8 protein-coding genes are annotated in these 15300 nt (G+C 39.0%); 3 read left to right on the plus strand and 5 right to left on the minus strand.

All coding sequences use genetic code 11. The features are described from left to right. Window positions 1–31: 31 nt before the first annotated feature. Entirely contained in the window at window positions 32–337 is a 306-nt protein-coding gene (locus NEOC84_RS08330) for a 7-cyano-7-deazaguanine synthase (RefSeq protein WP_166157988.1), read from the plus strand. A gap of 1028 nt (window positions 338–1365) precedes the next feature. Here the strand turns inward: NEOC84_RS08330 and NEOC84_RS08335 are convergent. Together NEOC84_RS08335 and NEOC84_RS08340 are read right to left on the minus strand one after the other, a co-directional pair. Beyond that, entirely contained in the window at window positions 1366–1917 is a 552-nt protein-coding gene (locus NEOC84_RS08335; RefSeq protein ID WP_166157991.1) for a hypothetical protein, read from the minus strand. A gap of 12 nt (window positions 1918–1929) precedes the next feature. Beyond that, a complete protein-coding gene (locus tag NEOC84_RS08340) occupies window positions 1930–7398 on the minus strand; it encodes an RHS repeat-associated core domain-containing protein (protein WP_166157994.1) in 5469 nt (1822 codons plus the stop codon). 670 nt (window positions 7399–8068) lie between these two features. Between NEOC84_RS08340 and NEOC84_RS08345 the strand changes: the two genes are divergently transcribed. Together NEOC84_RS08345 and alr are read left to right on the plus strand one after the other, a co-directional pair. Beyond that, window positions 8069–8491 (plus strand): hypothetical protein, encoded by a 423-nt coding sequence (locus NEOC84_RS08345; protein WP_166157997.1) that lies wholly within the window; start codon window positions 8069–8071, stop codon window positions 8489–8491. A 574-nt stretch (window positions 8492–9065) separates the two neighbouring features. Beyond that, complete coding sequence (alr, locus tag NEOC84_RS08350) at window positions 9066–11591, plus strand: alanine racemase (protein ID WP_166158000.1); 2526 nt, start codon at window positions 9066–9068, stop codon at window positions 11589–11591. Here the strand turns inward: alr and NEOC84_RS08355 are convergent. From NEOC84_RS08355 to NEOC84_RS08365, 3 genes are all read right to left on the minus strand, one after another. Next, a complete protein-coding gene (locus NEOC84_RS08355; protein WP_166158003.1) occupies window positions 11588–12493 on the minus strand; it encodes a TIGR01777 family oxidoreductase in 906 nt (301 codons plus the stop codon). The genes alr and NEOC84_RS08355 overlap by 4 nt on opposite strands. A gap of 21 nt (window positions 12494–12514) precedes the next feature. Beyond that, window positions 12515–13096 (minus strand): thioredoxin family protein, encoded by a 582-nt coding sequence (locus NEOC84_RS08360; protein WP_166158006.1) that lies wholly within the window; start codon window positions 13094–13096, stop codon window positions 12515–12517. A 224-nt stretch (window positions 13097–13320) separates the two neighbouring features. Further along, the gene (locus NEOC84_RS08365) at window positions 13321–14748 is read right to left on the minus strand and encodes a deoxyribodipyrimidine photo-lyase (protein WP_166158009.1); all 1428 of its coding nucleotides are present in this window, start codon (window positions 14746–14748) and stop codon (window positions 13321–13323) included. Window positions 14749–15300: the final 552 nt, after the last annotated feature.

The following is a 15300-nucleotide window of genomic DNA, read 5'->3' on the forward strand; positions in this document are numbered from 1 at the left end:
TTAAAAATCCCTTTATTTAGTAATAGAGATTATGAGCGCCAGCAAGATCGCCAGATACTATCAAGTTATACATTGTATTGTCCAAATTGACTTAAGTATTTTTAAATCTTTCTCTTTAGAATCAGCTCTAGCGTTATCAAAAAATCGATTAAAAGAAGATATAGGCTCAGGGCAACCCCCCAATACCTATGTGCCAGCGCGTAACGCTCTTTTTCTAGCTTATGCTATGGGGCAAGCTGAAATACTAGATGCTCAGGAAATTTATTTAGGAGCTAATGCATTAGATACTCCCTCCTATCCCGAATGTACACTTAGCTACATTCAAGCTTTTCAGTAGGTTTTAAATGTGGGCACTAAGCAAGCTGCTGAAGGAAGCTCGCCTCAGCTTTTAACACCTTTAATCCAGTGGAATAAAGCCGAAATTATTCGTTAGGGCATCGCTTTAGACGTGCCTATACACATGACTTTTAGCTGTTACGATCCGACGACTCAGCAAAAGCCTTGTGGGCGCATCTTAAGGACCTATGGATTTGCAGCAGCAATAGGATAAAGTCCCTTTTAAGTAACACTCTATTAAAATTTTCATAAAGTTTTATTTATCATTGACATAATAAAAGAGAAGGAGCTGCTCTATTGCAGAAGAATCTCCACAGCTTACCGCGGGAAGAGATTCTATAGAAATTTGCTGTCTTCTTTATCCATGATCTAAATTTTAATTTTCAAAGCAAAATTTGGGCTTAAGAAAAGATCGAGTGTAGCTTCAAAATGATAAAAAATTTATTTTTCAATCCACTAGCAGGAATAGCAGCTTAACTTTCACCATCCAAAAAAGCCTTCATCAAAGCTTATTGGCAAGGAAACTTGCTTTCTGATTACTCCCTAAAAAGCTTGAAACTCAAGTTAACAATACACCTTATACTTTTGAGCTAATCCTTATGCAGCCAGGTACTTTATAGAATTCTTCTCATTGAGTAGAGAGGCATTTTTTAAAAGGTAGGGTAGGCAGGCTAAGCTTTTTAAAGCATATAATAAGGAATATAAAATTTAGATCAATATTGCTACCACTCCACCAGGTATGCATATACCTGTACCCGTGGTGCACACGTTATAGTTTGCCTGGAACGTTTGGCGAATTCTCATACGTCTTTAAGCTAACCCTTATGCACCTCTATGTTTTATAAAAGCATCCTCTTAGGCCGATTGGTAGCTTTGATAGGATTGGGTATGCAAGCCTAGTTTCATAAGCGTATTACTTAAGATTTCGCCTACCCGTTTAACCTGCTCAGCTTCTTTATAGCTATCTAGCAAGCTTAGCACAGCACCAAATATCGTGGCTTAAAGCAATATAAAAATGCGAATATAAATTTATTTCCTACTTTCATTTTGAACCATTTTCAAAGCTTCCTCAAACTTTTCTTCCTCTATTTTTGAATTTTTTTTTGGGTTTTCTGAAGATTTATATTTGTAGTTAACTGACCCATCGATTTCAGAAATTACGCCATAATCAGGTTCATAAATTTTATTTCCATCTTTTGTCTTTAAAAAAAGCCTAATTTCAACGTTATTAGAGGTAAAGGGATAATTTTCTAAATAAGGTCTAATTTTTTCATGAGTATTGATAATTTGAAGCATTTCTTGTACACAATCTACAATGATTCTACGCCCTTCATCTTTGGTTAGAGGGCCTGTTTTTTCAAAACTTAAGGCTAACATAGTTACCACTCCATCAGGCATGCCTATGCCTGTACCAATGGTACGCATGCTATATTTTTTTTGAAGCTTTTTAGAGACGCTATTTAAAATGTCGCCTACGAATTTCGCCTGCTTAGGCTCTTCATAGCTATCCAATAAGCTCAATACGCAACCAGATAATATGAACATTAAAATGATACAAATAGGAACCTGAATTTTATTCATAATTTGCCGTCCTTATCTTCTATTTTTAAGGAAAGTATTAATATGGTCATCTATTGCTCCTTCATAAGTAGGACTTTGGAAAGAATGATCATGAAAAGCGGCCCCTGGGCAAGAATTTAAAGTCACTGTGTCACGCTTACTCCGTATTAATCCTCCCACATCGATATAAGGGATAGGATCGCGCCAAGCTTCTGCCCGATAGTGATAAGCTTTTCTACAGGAGTCAGCATACATATAAGCTGCTGGAGCAATCGCTAACACAGTAATTTGCTTGCGTAGCTTTTCATCATAACTTAAAAGAGCATTGCGGACATTGATGGCTCCTTGGCTATGGCAGATTTGAAAATACTCTCCGCGTGGATATTCGTCAAAGAATTTATCCCAGGTTTCATGATTAACGCGTACTGGCGTAGTAGCTGTATAACATAAACCTAAGCCTGATTCAATACAATCATTAAGCAAATTGTGCGTAGCATTATGGATGACATCTATCGAATATTCCCACCCTAATTCTCTAAGGTGGATGGCATTGTTAATAGCCTCTAGCTGGGTTGTCATAATGCCATTATGAACACCCAGGCGAAAATTTTCTGATTTACTCCCTAGCAATACAGCTAATGAAGAGCTTTCACAGCGCACAAAATTTCTTTCAAATCTATCTGTAAAGCTAACCCTAGGTAGATTTTTTATGTTTTCGCCTTTTCCTCTAAGGGGTGTTTTTTCCATTCTATAAGAGGCGCGCTCTTTGCCATACATGATCACACTTTCGCGGTGTTTCTCCCAACGGCTAGGATTTGAACCTCTTAATCCATATAGATCTCTATCATTTAAAGGATTGTTTAAAACATAGGCATACAGATTAGGTCCTGCCTCAAAGCTTAAGGGATCGGCACTTATCCAGCGCCCGGTAGTGGGGTTGTAATAGCGGCGTCCAAAGTAAACAAACTGGGTTTCAGCGTCTACACGTTTAGAAGAAAAACGCCAAGGATTGATCGATTGCTTGCTAAGCTTATTATTTTTGCCATAAATAAATTCTTGTCCATAAGCGGTATATCGATAAGTTTCTTCTATGGTATGGGTTTTGGCGTTAATCAGGAGGCGAATATTGCCTAATGTATCATGGATGGGTATGTAAGCTTTACCTTGCAGTTCTAGCAAAACCGAAGCCTCTATTTCCGCTCCTTTACCTTTACCTAATATGCGCAATTGCTCGATGTTGCCCTTAGAGTCACAGGCGCCAATTTCGCTAAGTCCATGGTACATGTAACGAATTTCTTTCTCAGGTAGCCACTTATTTTCAACTTTGGAGCGGGAATAAAAGGTGCTGCTTAAACGGCGGTTAAGCTCATCATAGACATAGGTGACCTGCTGCGTAGGAGTATGAATGGCAATCAAGCGATCTAAAGCATCGTAGGATAAGTTTAAAGAGCCTTTACGTATAAGATTGCCATTGAGGTCATAGACATGGGGGTCTAAGCCATCATGGAGGAGCTGATTGAGAGCATTAACGCTATGAGGAATTTTATTTTTCTCCACCCTATTATAGAGGGAGTCATGACAATAAGTATGATCCACTAGGCCTTTTTCGGATTGAAGCTGATATAAACCATCGTATGTATAGGTATGATTTACTTGGCCCACGGGATCGAGGGTTGTTCTTTTTAAAAGATGGCCCACTTGATCAAAGCCGTTTTCAGGAATATTTTCTTTTAAGTACTTAGACGAAATGCTAATTAGGCGAGAATAGGCATCGTAAGCGTATTGAAGCGAGCCTGCTTCAGCCATCAATTTAGCCTCTTCTAATGCCCCCGAAAGATTGTAATGCTGATAAGTGTGTCGGTAAGGGCCTCGGCTAATTTGATGAAGATAAAGCGATTTATAAGAGTATTGAATAGAAGAATCGTCTGGAAGTATAATTTCCTGGATCCTATCTAAATTATCGTAACTATATTTTTGCGTTAATCCATGAGATAAAGTTTCTTGGACCAAACGTTTATTATTATCGAAAATACGCGTGGTAGACTTTCCTGTATGCTTATCCTCCACACCCACAACATTAGAATTAGCATCATAAGTATAGTGGTAATGCAAAGAGTGATCTGTGGAGGAAAAAGAGGTGAGGCGACCTAGCCAGTCATAGGCGTAGTGCAGTTCTATCCCATCGGGTTTGATCACTTTTTCTTTTTGCCTATAAGCATTATAGACATACTTTGTTTGCTTTTGTTCAGGATTTCCTACCGCTTCCGTACAACTGATCAGATTTTTGGCAAAGTCATACTCAAAATGAGTGGTGACCAGGCGATCAGGTTGATGAGGAGCCAACACATGCTCAATTTGTTTACAGCAAAGTCCTTCTGCATCATAAAAAAACTCACGTTTTTGCAGGAGCACACCCATAGGGTCGCGACGAATTTCCAAGCGAACATGCCCGCAGCTATCATGCTCCTGAAAAAAAGATTGGCCTATGGCATCGATGGTTTCTTTAGCATATACATATTGGCCCGCTTGGTTAAGGTGCAGATAATAAAAGAGGGTGCGGGTGGTATGCCCTTGAGGATCAATAACACTTTCCACCTCCCCATAGGCATTGTAGTGGGTAAAAGTGATAACAGGCTTGGCTTGATGATGAGCAATCGTTTGGATGGGCTTTCCTTGCTCGTTGTAAAGATAGCCTATTTTAGTTAAAACCTGTCCTTCAGCATCCTCGGTCCGCTCTTCGATGAGGCGATCCATGGCATCATACTCTTTAACGTTGGCAATATAGTCTTTTTCCTCGGGACCAAAATATTCCAGCGTCTTAGCGAGCCGTTGGCAGGCATCATATTGATAAGCAGTTTTTGCCTCATTTTTCACGATGCTGGCCAGACGGCCCGCAGCATCATATTGATAATAAGTAAATTGCCCTTCAGCATCCACTTCGGCTATCTTATGAAAATGATTGTAATGGGTAGTTGTTTCACTGAGCTTTTCCCCTGTAGGAGCAAAAGTCATTTGCCGGCAAGCTCTTCCTAAATAATCATAATCTGTTTGGGTAACCTTTCCATTTAAGGCGATGCTTTTAGCCAGATAGCCCTCAAGGGTATATTCATTTTTTTCGGTCGATCCATCAGGGTGTTGGATTAAGCAAGGCTGACCGCGGATATTATAATTATAGGTTGTTTTAAAACCTCGCCGATCCGTTTTACCGATAGGGTTATCGGCAATATCATACTCAATACACTCAAAAGGCTGATGAAAATTACCGTCAGCATCTAATAGCTTGGGATAGATGGTTTTAATTAAACGTCCACAATGATCGTAAGTGTATTGCGTGGTCTCTCCCTGCCAATTGGTCATCGCTACTTTTTGACTAAGGCCATTATAAGCATAATGGGTCACTAATGTCTGATCAGCATGAATATCTTTAGAACAAATGCGTCGATTGGAAAAGTCATATTCATGAACAGTATGAAAATCTTTGCCAGGGTGTTGTTCAAAAATAAGATTGTCGTTTTCATCGTATTGATAGAAAGAGGCATGCCCTAAAGCATTGGTCTCCTTAAGAATATTTCCATGGGCATCGTAATCCCAATGCAAAGTAAAGTGAGGCTGGCCGTTACTATCGAAATGGGTTTGCTGGGTTATCCGCCCTTGATGATCATGGAAATTTTGCGTTTTTCGCAGTAAAATCTCTTCCTTAAGGGCAAGGTCTAGATATTTTTCTTCGATAATTTCAGGTAAACCCACCGGAAATTGATCGCGATAGCTGGTATAGACACTATGGCGCTCTGTGATACCTGTCAGATCATCTTCTTCTAAAGTATGTCCATCATCATAAACATAACGCGTGATTGAACCATTGCTGTTATAAGTATAAAACTCGCGATAGACGATTTTGTTATTCACGCGCATCAATTTTTTATGGAGTAAGGCAGATTTAGGGTAATAGAGGTAAACGATCTCCTTACATCCATCTTGCTCACGTAATAAGTGGTTATATCCGTCATCACTATACTCATAAGTGCGAATGTAGCTATCATATTGTCCCGCTATAGGAATGCCCTCTTTATTTAGCACAGGGCCCTTTGCATTTCCCGTAAGATTTCCAAGAAGCCATTCATGTTTTATATTTCCATTTTTGTCGTAATCGTAATAGCGGCTGCTTAGTAAGTTACCCTGGCCATCTTGTAAGGTTTTGGTTGTTAAGCATCCCTCTAAATGTGGCAAAGAGCTCCAAAAAAAACTTTGCGTGCGATAAAGATTAGAGTCTAACAGCTTATCGATGCCTGTTAAGCGTCTTTTTGAGTCATGATGATAGCGAGTTTCTTGATTATGAAGATCGAGCACGCGGGTCGTTCCACCTGGATAGCTATAAATACGACTTTTACGGTTGATGGGGTTTACCTCATAGTAAAAGCGATGGGTAGGATGCAGGGTTTGATCGGTGCCTACAGCAGCTTTTAAACAAGAGACACGTTCATAAGGGGAAGTACATGTATCGTAAAAAGTTAAAGGTTTTTTAGTATAGGCGCAAGGGTTGGTCTCATCGTAATATTCAATTTGCTTGCAGCGACCATTGGGTAGGGCTTTTTGTTTCATGCGGTGGGTAGTATCATCGTATGAATAGCAAATTTTGGGAGCGTTGGTAGAAATCACTTGATGGAGCTCAGGCCTGGCCGGATAATTGCTGAAAAGATATTCGCAGCTTCCGCTTTTATCTTTATTGGCATAGGCTACCATGCGAGGATTAAGCTTAAAATTATCATATTCAAAGTAAATAATCCCTAAATCTTGCTGAAGGCTATTCGTATGACTTATCTCACCAATTTTCCACCCTAAGGGGGATTTTTGATAGGTATACTGCGTCTTAATTCCATAAGGTTTTTGTTCATAAGTAAGCCCATGTTGATAGCGAATAGCAGCCAGGGAAAGTGGCGTGCGATGACTAGAACCAAAATATTTAAGGCTTTTTGAACCATCTCTTAAGTACACGGCGAAAGTACCTGGTTTAGGAGAAACAATTTGCATCTGAAGATTATGAGGATTGCTTTTGCCGCTGATGAATCCTTTAGAGCAATTGGTCAACCCCTGACTGTAATTGGTTGCATCGATGAAAAGGGTGCGCCCAATTAGGGTATTGGTATATAAAGCCTTCATGCCTTTTTCTTCGTGAACGACTCTGTTTAAGCTGCCCCCAAGCATTTCTACATTTTCTGGCTCGTTAATACTCCAGCCGCTGGTATGGGTATAGATGCGTTCCACATAAAGAGGATCGGGGCCTGGGGCCCATAGATCAATCCCACTATCGATAAAAGTACCCGTGATGGCGTTAACGCAGCCGTCTACCATAGCTGAAGGCTCTCCACCTAAAGTAGCGATATTTTGCTCTCCTATGAAAACTTCTTGGGCGGTAGTAGCTTTTGCAAAACCCACGGGTTCTTCAGTAGCTTGTAGGTGTGAGCAAACAGTGTATAAGAAAAAAATACAAAGAAAATTTCGCATGCTATTTTTCCAAAAGATAAAAATTTTCTTATACAAAGGAAGTTGTTTGGTAGCAATGAAATTTTAATTTACCTTACGCAGACATGGAATTTCTCTGTAAAGTTTGCAATTCTTGACAGGCCATCTGCTTAGCTTTAAGGATTATTCTATATCCTAGAGCAAAATGATTAAGTGAAGTTTTGATTTTAGGAAATTCAAGCTTGCAATAAGCGATAAAAGAGGCAAAGGTATGGCCTCCTTGAAAACGAACGATTTTAATTGGAGACTTCTTAAGGCTAGTATTTTGCTTTATCGATTTTGTAATACTTTTCTAACTTACATCGTTTATGATGGATTTCATAGATGCGATCAGCCTCATGACTTAAATCGTTAATCACCTGTGGAGAGCTCTTTAAGAACCGTCTTCGTTTTTGAAGGTCTTTGTGATGAGAGCTACGCAGAAGGCTAGTCCTTTAAGCCAAACTATCCTTTTATTTCCTCTTTGAAATTAAACGTATTTAAATTTTGATACTGTCCTTTTTTCCTTTGTTTTTTAGAGAAAGGTGTCCTTGCAGTGAGCATGCTTAACGAATAACCTTCAAATTTGAGAATATCTTGTTTATCAATGGCCTGGCTGTTTCCAGGCATGAAAATCATTTAAGTAAACTTTCCAATGGAATATTATGTTTGTATGGACATGTTAGAAAAAATTAAAAAAATCGAAGCTCTGATTGCGAGCAGCAAAAGTGAAGGTGAAAAGCATGCTGCTACCCTTGCTAAAAACCGAATTTTAGAACGACATAAGCAGGAACCAGCTGAAAAACCTCTTGAATATACAATTCGCCTTGGAAATGAGTGGAAGAAAAAACTGTTTGTTGCCCTTTGCAATAAGTTTCAAATTCGGACGTACCGTTATAAAAAACAGAAAAACACCACAGTTATGCTTCGAGCAACTCCAACCTTTGTTAACAATACGCTATGGCCAGAATTTAATAAATATGCGGCATTGCTAGAAGATTTAGTTCAAGACATTATCAATGACTTAATCAATAAGATTCATGAGGTCAAAGAGGAGGAGGTTGTAATTGCAGGAGAGTTGACCGAAACTTCTTAAGTCTTTTTTCATAAACCCCAGAGAGCCAAAATTTCAGATTTCGGCGAACATTTTCTTGGTACCGTTGAATTGCAATTAGAAAAATGTAGGGGTTAAGCTGATTGAGAGCGCAAATTTCCATCACGCCCATAAGGATGTCGGTAATTTTAGCTCCAGTTTTATTGCGAAAGGAATATGCATTTTTGCGATTTAAAACAGCTTTTTTCATCATTTATCCTGCGATATTATTAGTTAAAGGAACTTCAGGAATACGCAGAAATAGGATAAATCCTTCCCCATGGATATATAGATAGAAAATCGCTTTACCCATGCTTCTATTTGGCTCACCTTTCTTATCTTGAATAAAGCTGCTACAATATTTCTTTATCCTATTCATTGAAAAATAGTAGATAAATATTAGTAAAAATTTTGATAAATATTTGCACAAAAATTTAAATTCTAAAACTCGCTTTTTCCTATATCATTTTTGAGGATGTCTACTTAAGCTATAAGAGATTTACCCACAAAAACTTCTCTACCTTGAATTTCTATGATGAATAAGTTATAGTGCCTCTAACCTACTTACTGATTAGCTATGGATCCATTTGACCTAAGACTCTGGGAAGGCTTTTCTGCAGCCCTATCTAGCCCTTGTATAGGCTCCCCTATCATTGATCAAATCTGTATTGACTCACGCTTAATTTCCTCTCCCCATGCACTATTTGTAGCTTTACCAGGACAGGTTGAAGATGGTCATCATTATGTTGAACAAGCAGCTATAGCAGGTGCACGCTTTGCAATTGTACGCAATGATTGGCAACCAGCCAAGTTACCTGCTATTAATCTTTTACGTGTTTTAGATCCTTTAAAAGCTTTCCAAGAGATAGCCACAGCCTATCGGCATCAACTTAAGTCCTTGATTGTTGGCATCACTGGTACGCATGGTAAAACAATGGTTAAAGATTTGTTACAGGCGATGATAGCACCTACCAAAAGAGTAATAGCATCTCCTGGTAGCTTTAATAGCCAAGTGGGCGTACCTTTAAGCATTCTCAACATCTCTCAACAGCATGAGATTGCGCTGATAGAAGCAGCGGTGTCCCAAGATAATGAAATGGATCGCTTAGCAAAAATTATTCATCCTCAAGCCTGTATACTTACCCATTTAGGCAAAAAGCATCTGATTACTTTCGGCAACCAACAGGCCCTTGTAGCAGAAACTATTAAGCTTATAACTGTCCCTCCTGAAAATAAATGGGCCCTTATCCCTCAAACTCCTTTTCTCGAGCCCTATTTAAAACAGATTAAAGCTCCTTACTATTTTTGGAATAAAGAAACTCCTTTTCTTCCCCATGCTCATCTTTTAAGCAAGCCTTACGAAGTTGAGATGCTCTATGGCATTAAATTTCCTTGCGGAACTTATTTAAAAGAAAGGGTTAATGCTGGCTTCTATTATTTCATGGATCTTCTTAACATTTCAGTTAAAGCTGCCTGGCTCCTGGGAGTCTCTGCTGAGGTAATCAAAGAAGTCCTTTGTAACTATATATTAGAGCCAATGCGCACAGAAATATGGAAGTCGCCAATAGGTGCAACATTTATTAATGAAACTTATAGCTCCGATCCTCAATCTGTTGATCAAGCCCTTAAACATTTTGAGCACTCTTCTACTGAACATCGTAGGATATTTATTTTTGGTGGCATACGAGGAAAAAAAGAAAATAACACTTCGGAATATAGGCGCATAGGCCATGCTCTTATAAAAAATAAAGTGCAAATGCTAGCTTTAGTTGGCTCACATAATTTTCAAGAAATCATTAACATTGTTAACAAAACAAAAAGCCCTTTAGAAATTTGCCATTATAATACCTATCGCGATGCCCTTGAGCAGATGCAAGCACATATACAATGCAATGACTATGTAGTCATCAAAAATGAACGTAAAGAACCATTAAATAATTTAATAGAAATTTTTAATGATAGCATAGCCAGCAATCAATGTTTTATAAATCTTGCTGCTATACAATCCAACATTGCAACCATTCGACATAAGGTAGGAGCTAAGACGCGCCTTATGGTGATGGTTAAAGCGCTAGCTTATGGCACCGAGGAGATACGCATAGGAAAATTTTTATCGACCTGCGGGGTAGATATCCTGGGCGTTTCCTGTGTAGAGGAAGGGGTAGCGCTTAAAAGAGCTGGAATTAAGCAAACAGTTTTTGTGATCCATTCTTCTCTTTATGAAATATCAAAAATTGTTAAATGGGAGCTGGAAGTGGGGGTCAGTGAAAAAGAATTTATTACTGCCCTAGCAAACGAGGCTTCTAAACAAAATAAAAGCATTCGAGTACACTTGCATGTTGATACAGGAATGAATCGCCTAGGATGCTCAGCTAACAACGCCTTAGAGCTTGCGACTTTAATCAAAGATTGCCCCCATCTTATTTTAGAGGGCTTAATGACCCATTTTGCCTGTGCTGATGACCCGGCACAAGATTTTTTCACGTTCGCTCAAACGCAGAGCTTTGATGCGGTCATTGCTCAGCTAAAAAAACATCAGATTACAGCTAATTATTATCATGCCTCAAACTCAAGCGCTGTTGTTAGATTCGATTTTAATCAGTATAACATGGTTCGCGTGGGTCTAGCTATCTATGGACTCCATTGCTCAGAAGCTGCCCGCCAAGCAATGGAATTGCGGCTAGCTCTTACGCTTGTTTCAAGGATCGCAGGCATTAATTATTGCAAAGCAGGCGATACCATTAGCTATGGCCGCAGCTACCGCGTAGAACGGGATAAACAAATAATCGCTGTTCTTCCTATTGGATATTTTGATGGTCTTCATCGCCATTACAGTGGAAAAGGGTATGTTCTCATTCGAGGGCAAAAAGCACCTATGGTAGGAAAAATCTGTATGGATTTTATGATGGTAGATGTTACGGATATTGAAAATGTAGCCATTGGAGATGCGGTATTGATTTTTGGCGAGGATGAACATGGTCAATATCTTGCTCCTGAAGAAGTAGCTTTACAAGGAGATTCGATTGTCCATGAACTTATTACCTGTCTAGGGCCTCGTATTCAGCGCATATTTATCCATGAAGAAACTAACCAAAAAAGCTAAATCTCTTGCGCAAGAAGTTGAGGAAGCGCTTTTTCAAGGTTACTATGGAGAAACGTATAGCCCGAATCGATTAATTTCGAGCATGAAACGTGTTGACTGGATAAAAGCAGCTCATCGGCTTTTTCACCCAATAGGAACCGTAAGACAAAGCTGGGAAGAGATAAAAGGGTAGGTCGGCCGAGTGCTTTTCCTAACGTTTTAGTAAATACATGATTAGTGACAGGGTGCGGAGCCACCACGTTAATAGGTCCTTTCAATTTTTCTGCTTTCAAAATATGTAAAAACACAGCAAGAACATCTTCTAAGCTTACCCAGCTCATATATTGCTGTCCCGATCCCATTTTACCGCCAATTCCCCATTTGAATCCTAACAACATTTTCGCTAAAGATCCCCCTTTAGGACTAAGGACGATTCCAAAACGCAGGCAAGCTACACGCACATCCATAGCTTCTAGGGCGTGTGTAGCTTTTTCCCATTCTTCGCAAACGTGAGCTAAAAATCCCGTGCCATTTGAACTCTCTTCCGTCAGAAGAAGCTCTCCCCTGTTGCCATAATAGCCAATAGCAGACGCATTAATAAAAAGCTTAGGAGGATTTTTTAAGCGAAAAAAACAACTTGCAAGAGTACGAGTGGCCTGAAGGCGGCTTTCAATAATAGATTTCTTTTTAGCTTCTGTCCAACGTCCTTTAAAAATATTATCACCGGCTAAATTGATAATTCCTTCAATCCCCTCTAGGTCGTTATCACTAATGGCTTCTTTTTCAGGAGCCCAGCTTATTTCATTTTCAGCTAAACCTGCGTTTTTACGCACTAGTATCTTTACATCATGGCCTGCTTGCGTAAGGGCTAAAACCAAGTTTTTCCCTATAAACCCGGATGCACCAGCCACCAAAATTTTCATTAAAATTCCTTTGAACGTACCTTAGACAAGGTCACAAGCATCGCTTGGCATCCAATGACGCTCTTTACCTTCCCATTTAATATTGCAGCCTATTGGATTTGTTAAAGGCGTAGTTACAGATCTACCCGCCAGATGCTCGGCTAGGGCCTTCTCTAAATCATTTTGCCTCATCTTAGAGGTATCTTTAGGACTGTCAACTCCTCTACCCGTGTAGATGAGCTTGCGCTGTTGACCAAAAACAAAAAAATGAGGGGTGCGCAGGGCCCCATAGGCTTTAGCTACTTCCTGAGAAGCATCGTAAAGATAATACCAAGGAAAACGATGAATTTGCATTCTCTCCTGCATATGCTCAAAGGAATCGGCAGGAACCGTAATCGCGCTATTGGAGTTAATACCTACAAAAACTACTCCATCGCTTTTGAACTTTTCAGCTGTCTGGCGAGTCACTTCATCGGATCCTGTCACGTAAGGACAGTGATTGCATGTGAAGAAAATGACTAGGATAGAAGCAGAGTCAAAATCTTTTAAGGAATAGTTTTTTCCATCCGTGGCTGGCAAGCAAAAATCTGGAGCCGAGGCTCCTATAGATAGAGTAAATGGCATAGATAAAGCCTTTTTTAAATTTTATTTGAGTATCAGAAAAAATTTAAAAAAAGTCAATTTTATATACAGAACATTATGTAAATAATCGATTAAGCCTACTAACTTTCCTCAATTCTCCCTTAAAAGCTATTGGTAAAGCAAAAGCGTCATTTTCTAAGTAATTTTGTTAAATAGAAATCTAAGAGAGGAATTAAAATGGCTTTTAGAGCAAAAGAATGAATGAGCTAGTTCTTTATTTCTTGAAAAGCTGCCAGTGCTTTTTCCCGGGCTTTTGCATGATCCACAATAGGCTTTGGATAAGTAACTCCTAGCTCTATGCCTGCCTCCCTTAATGTTTTTTCTGGAGCTTCCCAGGGCTTATGAATCCATTCATTAGGTAAAGCGGCAAGCTCTGGCACCCACTTCCGCACAAAATCTCCATTGGGATCAAATTTTTCTCCCTGCGTGATGGGATTGAATATCCTAAAATAAGGCGCAGCATCTGCGCCGCAACCTGCTACCCACTGCCATCCTAAGGTATTATTGGCTAAATCTGCATCTACAAGGGTATCCCAGAACCAAGCAAAGCCTTCTTGCCATGCTATCAATAGGTCTTTGACTAGAAAAGAACCTACAATTAACCGTAAACGATTATGCATCCATCCGATTTCCCACATTTGCCGTATACCTGCGTCAACAAAAGGATAGCCAGTCTGGCCTTTCTGCCATGCTTTTAAATGATCAGGACTATTATCCCAAGGAAATTGATTAAACTCATCTCTTAAAGGTTCCTTAGAAGTATGAGGAAAATAATAAAGAAGGTGATAAGCAAATTCTCTCCATCCTAATTGCCGCAAGTAGGCTTCAACTCCTTCTTTACTAAGATCGCATTGCTCTTTAATGGTATGCCAAATTGTACGAGGGCTTATCTCGCCAAAATGCAGGTAAGGAGAAAGGCGTGAAACTCCTGGCAAATCGGGCCTATCTCTTAGATCCTTATATTCGTAAATAGAATTTTTTATAAAATCCATTAGAGCTTTTTTTGCATTTAAAGATCCAGGCTTCCATGTGGCTTGAATACCTTTATCCCAGTGAATATGAGGAAGAAGGTTAAGCTCATCGATATGCATGCTATCTACCCGAACAGAAACAAGTTTTTTACTAGGTTTCCAGGCAAGAGGAAGTGGAGGATCAGGCAATTTTTGACAAGCTTTCCAAAAAGGAGTAAAAACTTGAAAAGGCTTTTTTTCTTTGTTGAGATTAGTCCAAGGCTCGAAAAGCAAACTACTATTAAAGCTTTTAGTTTCGATGCCTAATTCATGAAAATGGCTTTTTAGAAGCGCATCCCTTTTAATAACGGCCGGTTCATAACGCCTGTTCCAAAAGATGGATGTGCTACCTGTAGACTGGCAAAGTTCTTCTAAAATTTTTTGCGTATTGCCTGCACGGATAACTAAATGCAGATCATTTTTTAACAATTCATCAGCTAGACTTTGTAAAGAGTGATGCAACCACCAGCGTGAGGCAGCACCTGGCGGCCAATCCCCTTCTTCCTCGGGAGAATAAATGTAAACAGGAAGAATAGAGGCTCCTTTTTGAAGGGCAGCCTGTAATGCAGGATTATCTTCTAAACGAAGATCTTGTCTAAACCAAATAATAGTAGAATCAGTCATACCTAATTTATAAATTAAAGGTTATTTAGATGCAACGCCTACTTCTATCTAAAAAATATAAAGGGGTTATTTTCTTTTTACAAGTAATTGTAAAGAAGCAGATTAAATAGACCTTTGAGCAAAATAGAATTATCAACATCAAGCTTAAGGCTCATCGTAGAAATAAGCGAAGATTTAATTAAAAAAATATTTACCTCTTCACAAGAATATTTGTGCATTTTAAATATTTTTTTACTTTGTTCATTTTCTAGTGAAATAAGCTTTTAGCTTGATGGTCACACTTGTGATATTTAACTAAAAACCGCATGGTTACCTATCGCCTTGCCTATCTATTATGATCAGCCAAAGCCATACATAAAGTGCTAATTTTTTTTATTCAATTGGGGGCCAAATTAAATGAGTGCTTCGCAAGCGTACTCTTAGAGAGGTATAGACTAGCAATTAGGGATTCAATTTTTTCCTATACATATTAAATTTTATATGCTTTTTTGTAATTGTAAGAGCAATAGCACTTAAAAAGTCATCATGAGGTTAATTAGATCGTTCAGTTAT

This window comes from Neochlamydia sp. AcF84 (genome assembly GCF_011087585.1).
In the GTDB taxonomy this organism is placed as follows: Bacteria; Chlamydiota; Chlamydiia; order Chlamydiales; family Parachlamydiaceae; genus Neochlamydia.

What these genes read in the sequence shown, in the direction of transcription:
- NEOC84_RS08355 (WP_166158003.1), bottom strand. Translation starts at nt 12,493, where the DNA reads ATGAAAATTTTGGTGGCTGGTGCATCCGGGTTTATAGGGAAAAACTTG.
- NEOC84_RS08340 (WP_166157994.1), bottom strand. Translation starts at nt 7,398, where the DNA reads ATGCGAAATTTTCTTTGTATTTTTTTCTTATACACTGTTTGCTCACAC.
- NEOC84_RS08330 (WP_166157988.1), top strand. Translation starts at nt 32, where the DNA reads ATGAGCGCCAGCAAGATCGCCAGATACTATCAAGTTATACATTGTATT.
- NEOC84_RS08365 (WP_166158009.1), bottom strand. Translation starts at nt 14,748, where the DNA reads ATGACTGATTCTACTATTATTTGGTTTAGACAAGATCTTCGTTTAGAA.
- NEOC84_RS08335 (WP_166157991.1), bottom strand. Translation starts at nt 1,917, where the DNA reads ATGAATAAAATTCAGGTTCCTATTTGTATCATTTTAATGTTCATATTA.
- alr (WP_166158000.1), top strand. Translation starts at nt 9,066, where the DNA reads ATGGATCCATTTGACCTAAGACTCTGGGAAGGCTTTTCTGCAGCCCTA.
- NEOC84_RS08360 (WP_166158006.1), bottom strand. Translation starts at nt 13,096, where the DNA reads ATGCCATTTACTCTATCTATAGGAGCCTCGGCTCCAGATTTTTGCTTG.
- NEOC84_RS08345 (WP_166157997.1), top strand. Translation starts at nt 8,069, where the DNA reads ATGGACATGTTAGAAAAAATTAAAAAAATCGAAGCTCTGATTGCGAGC.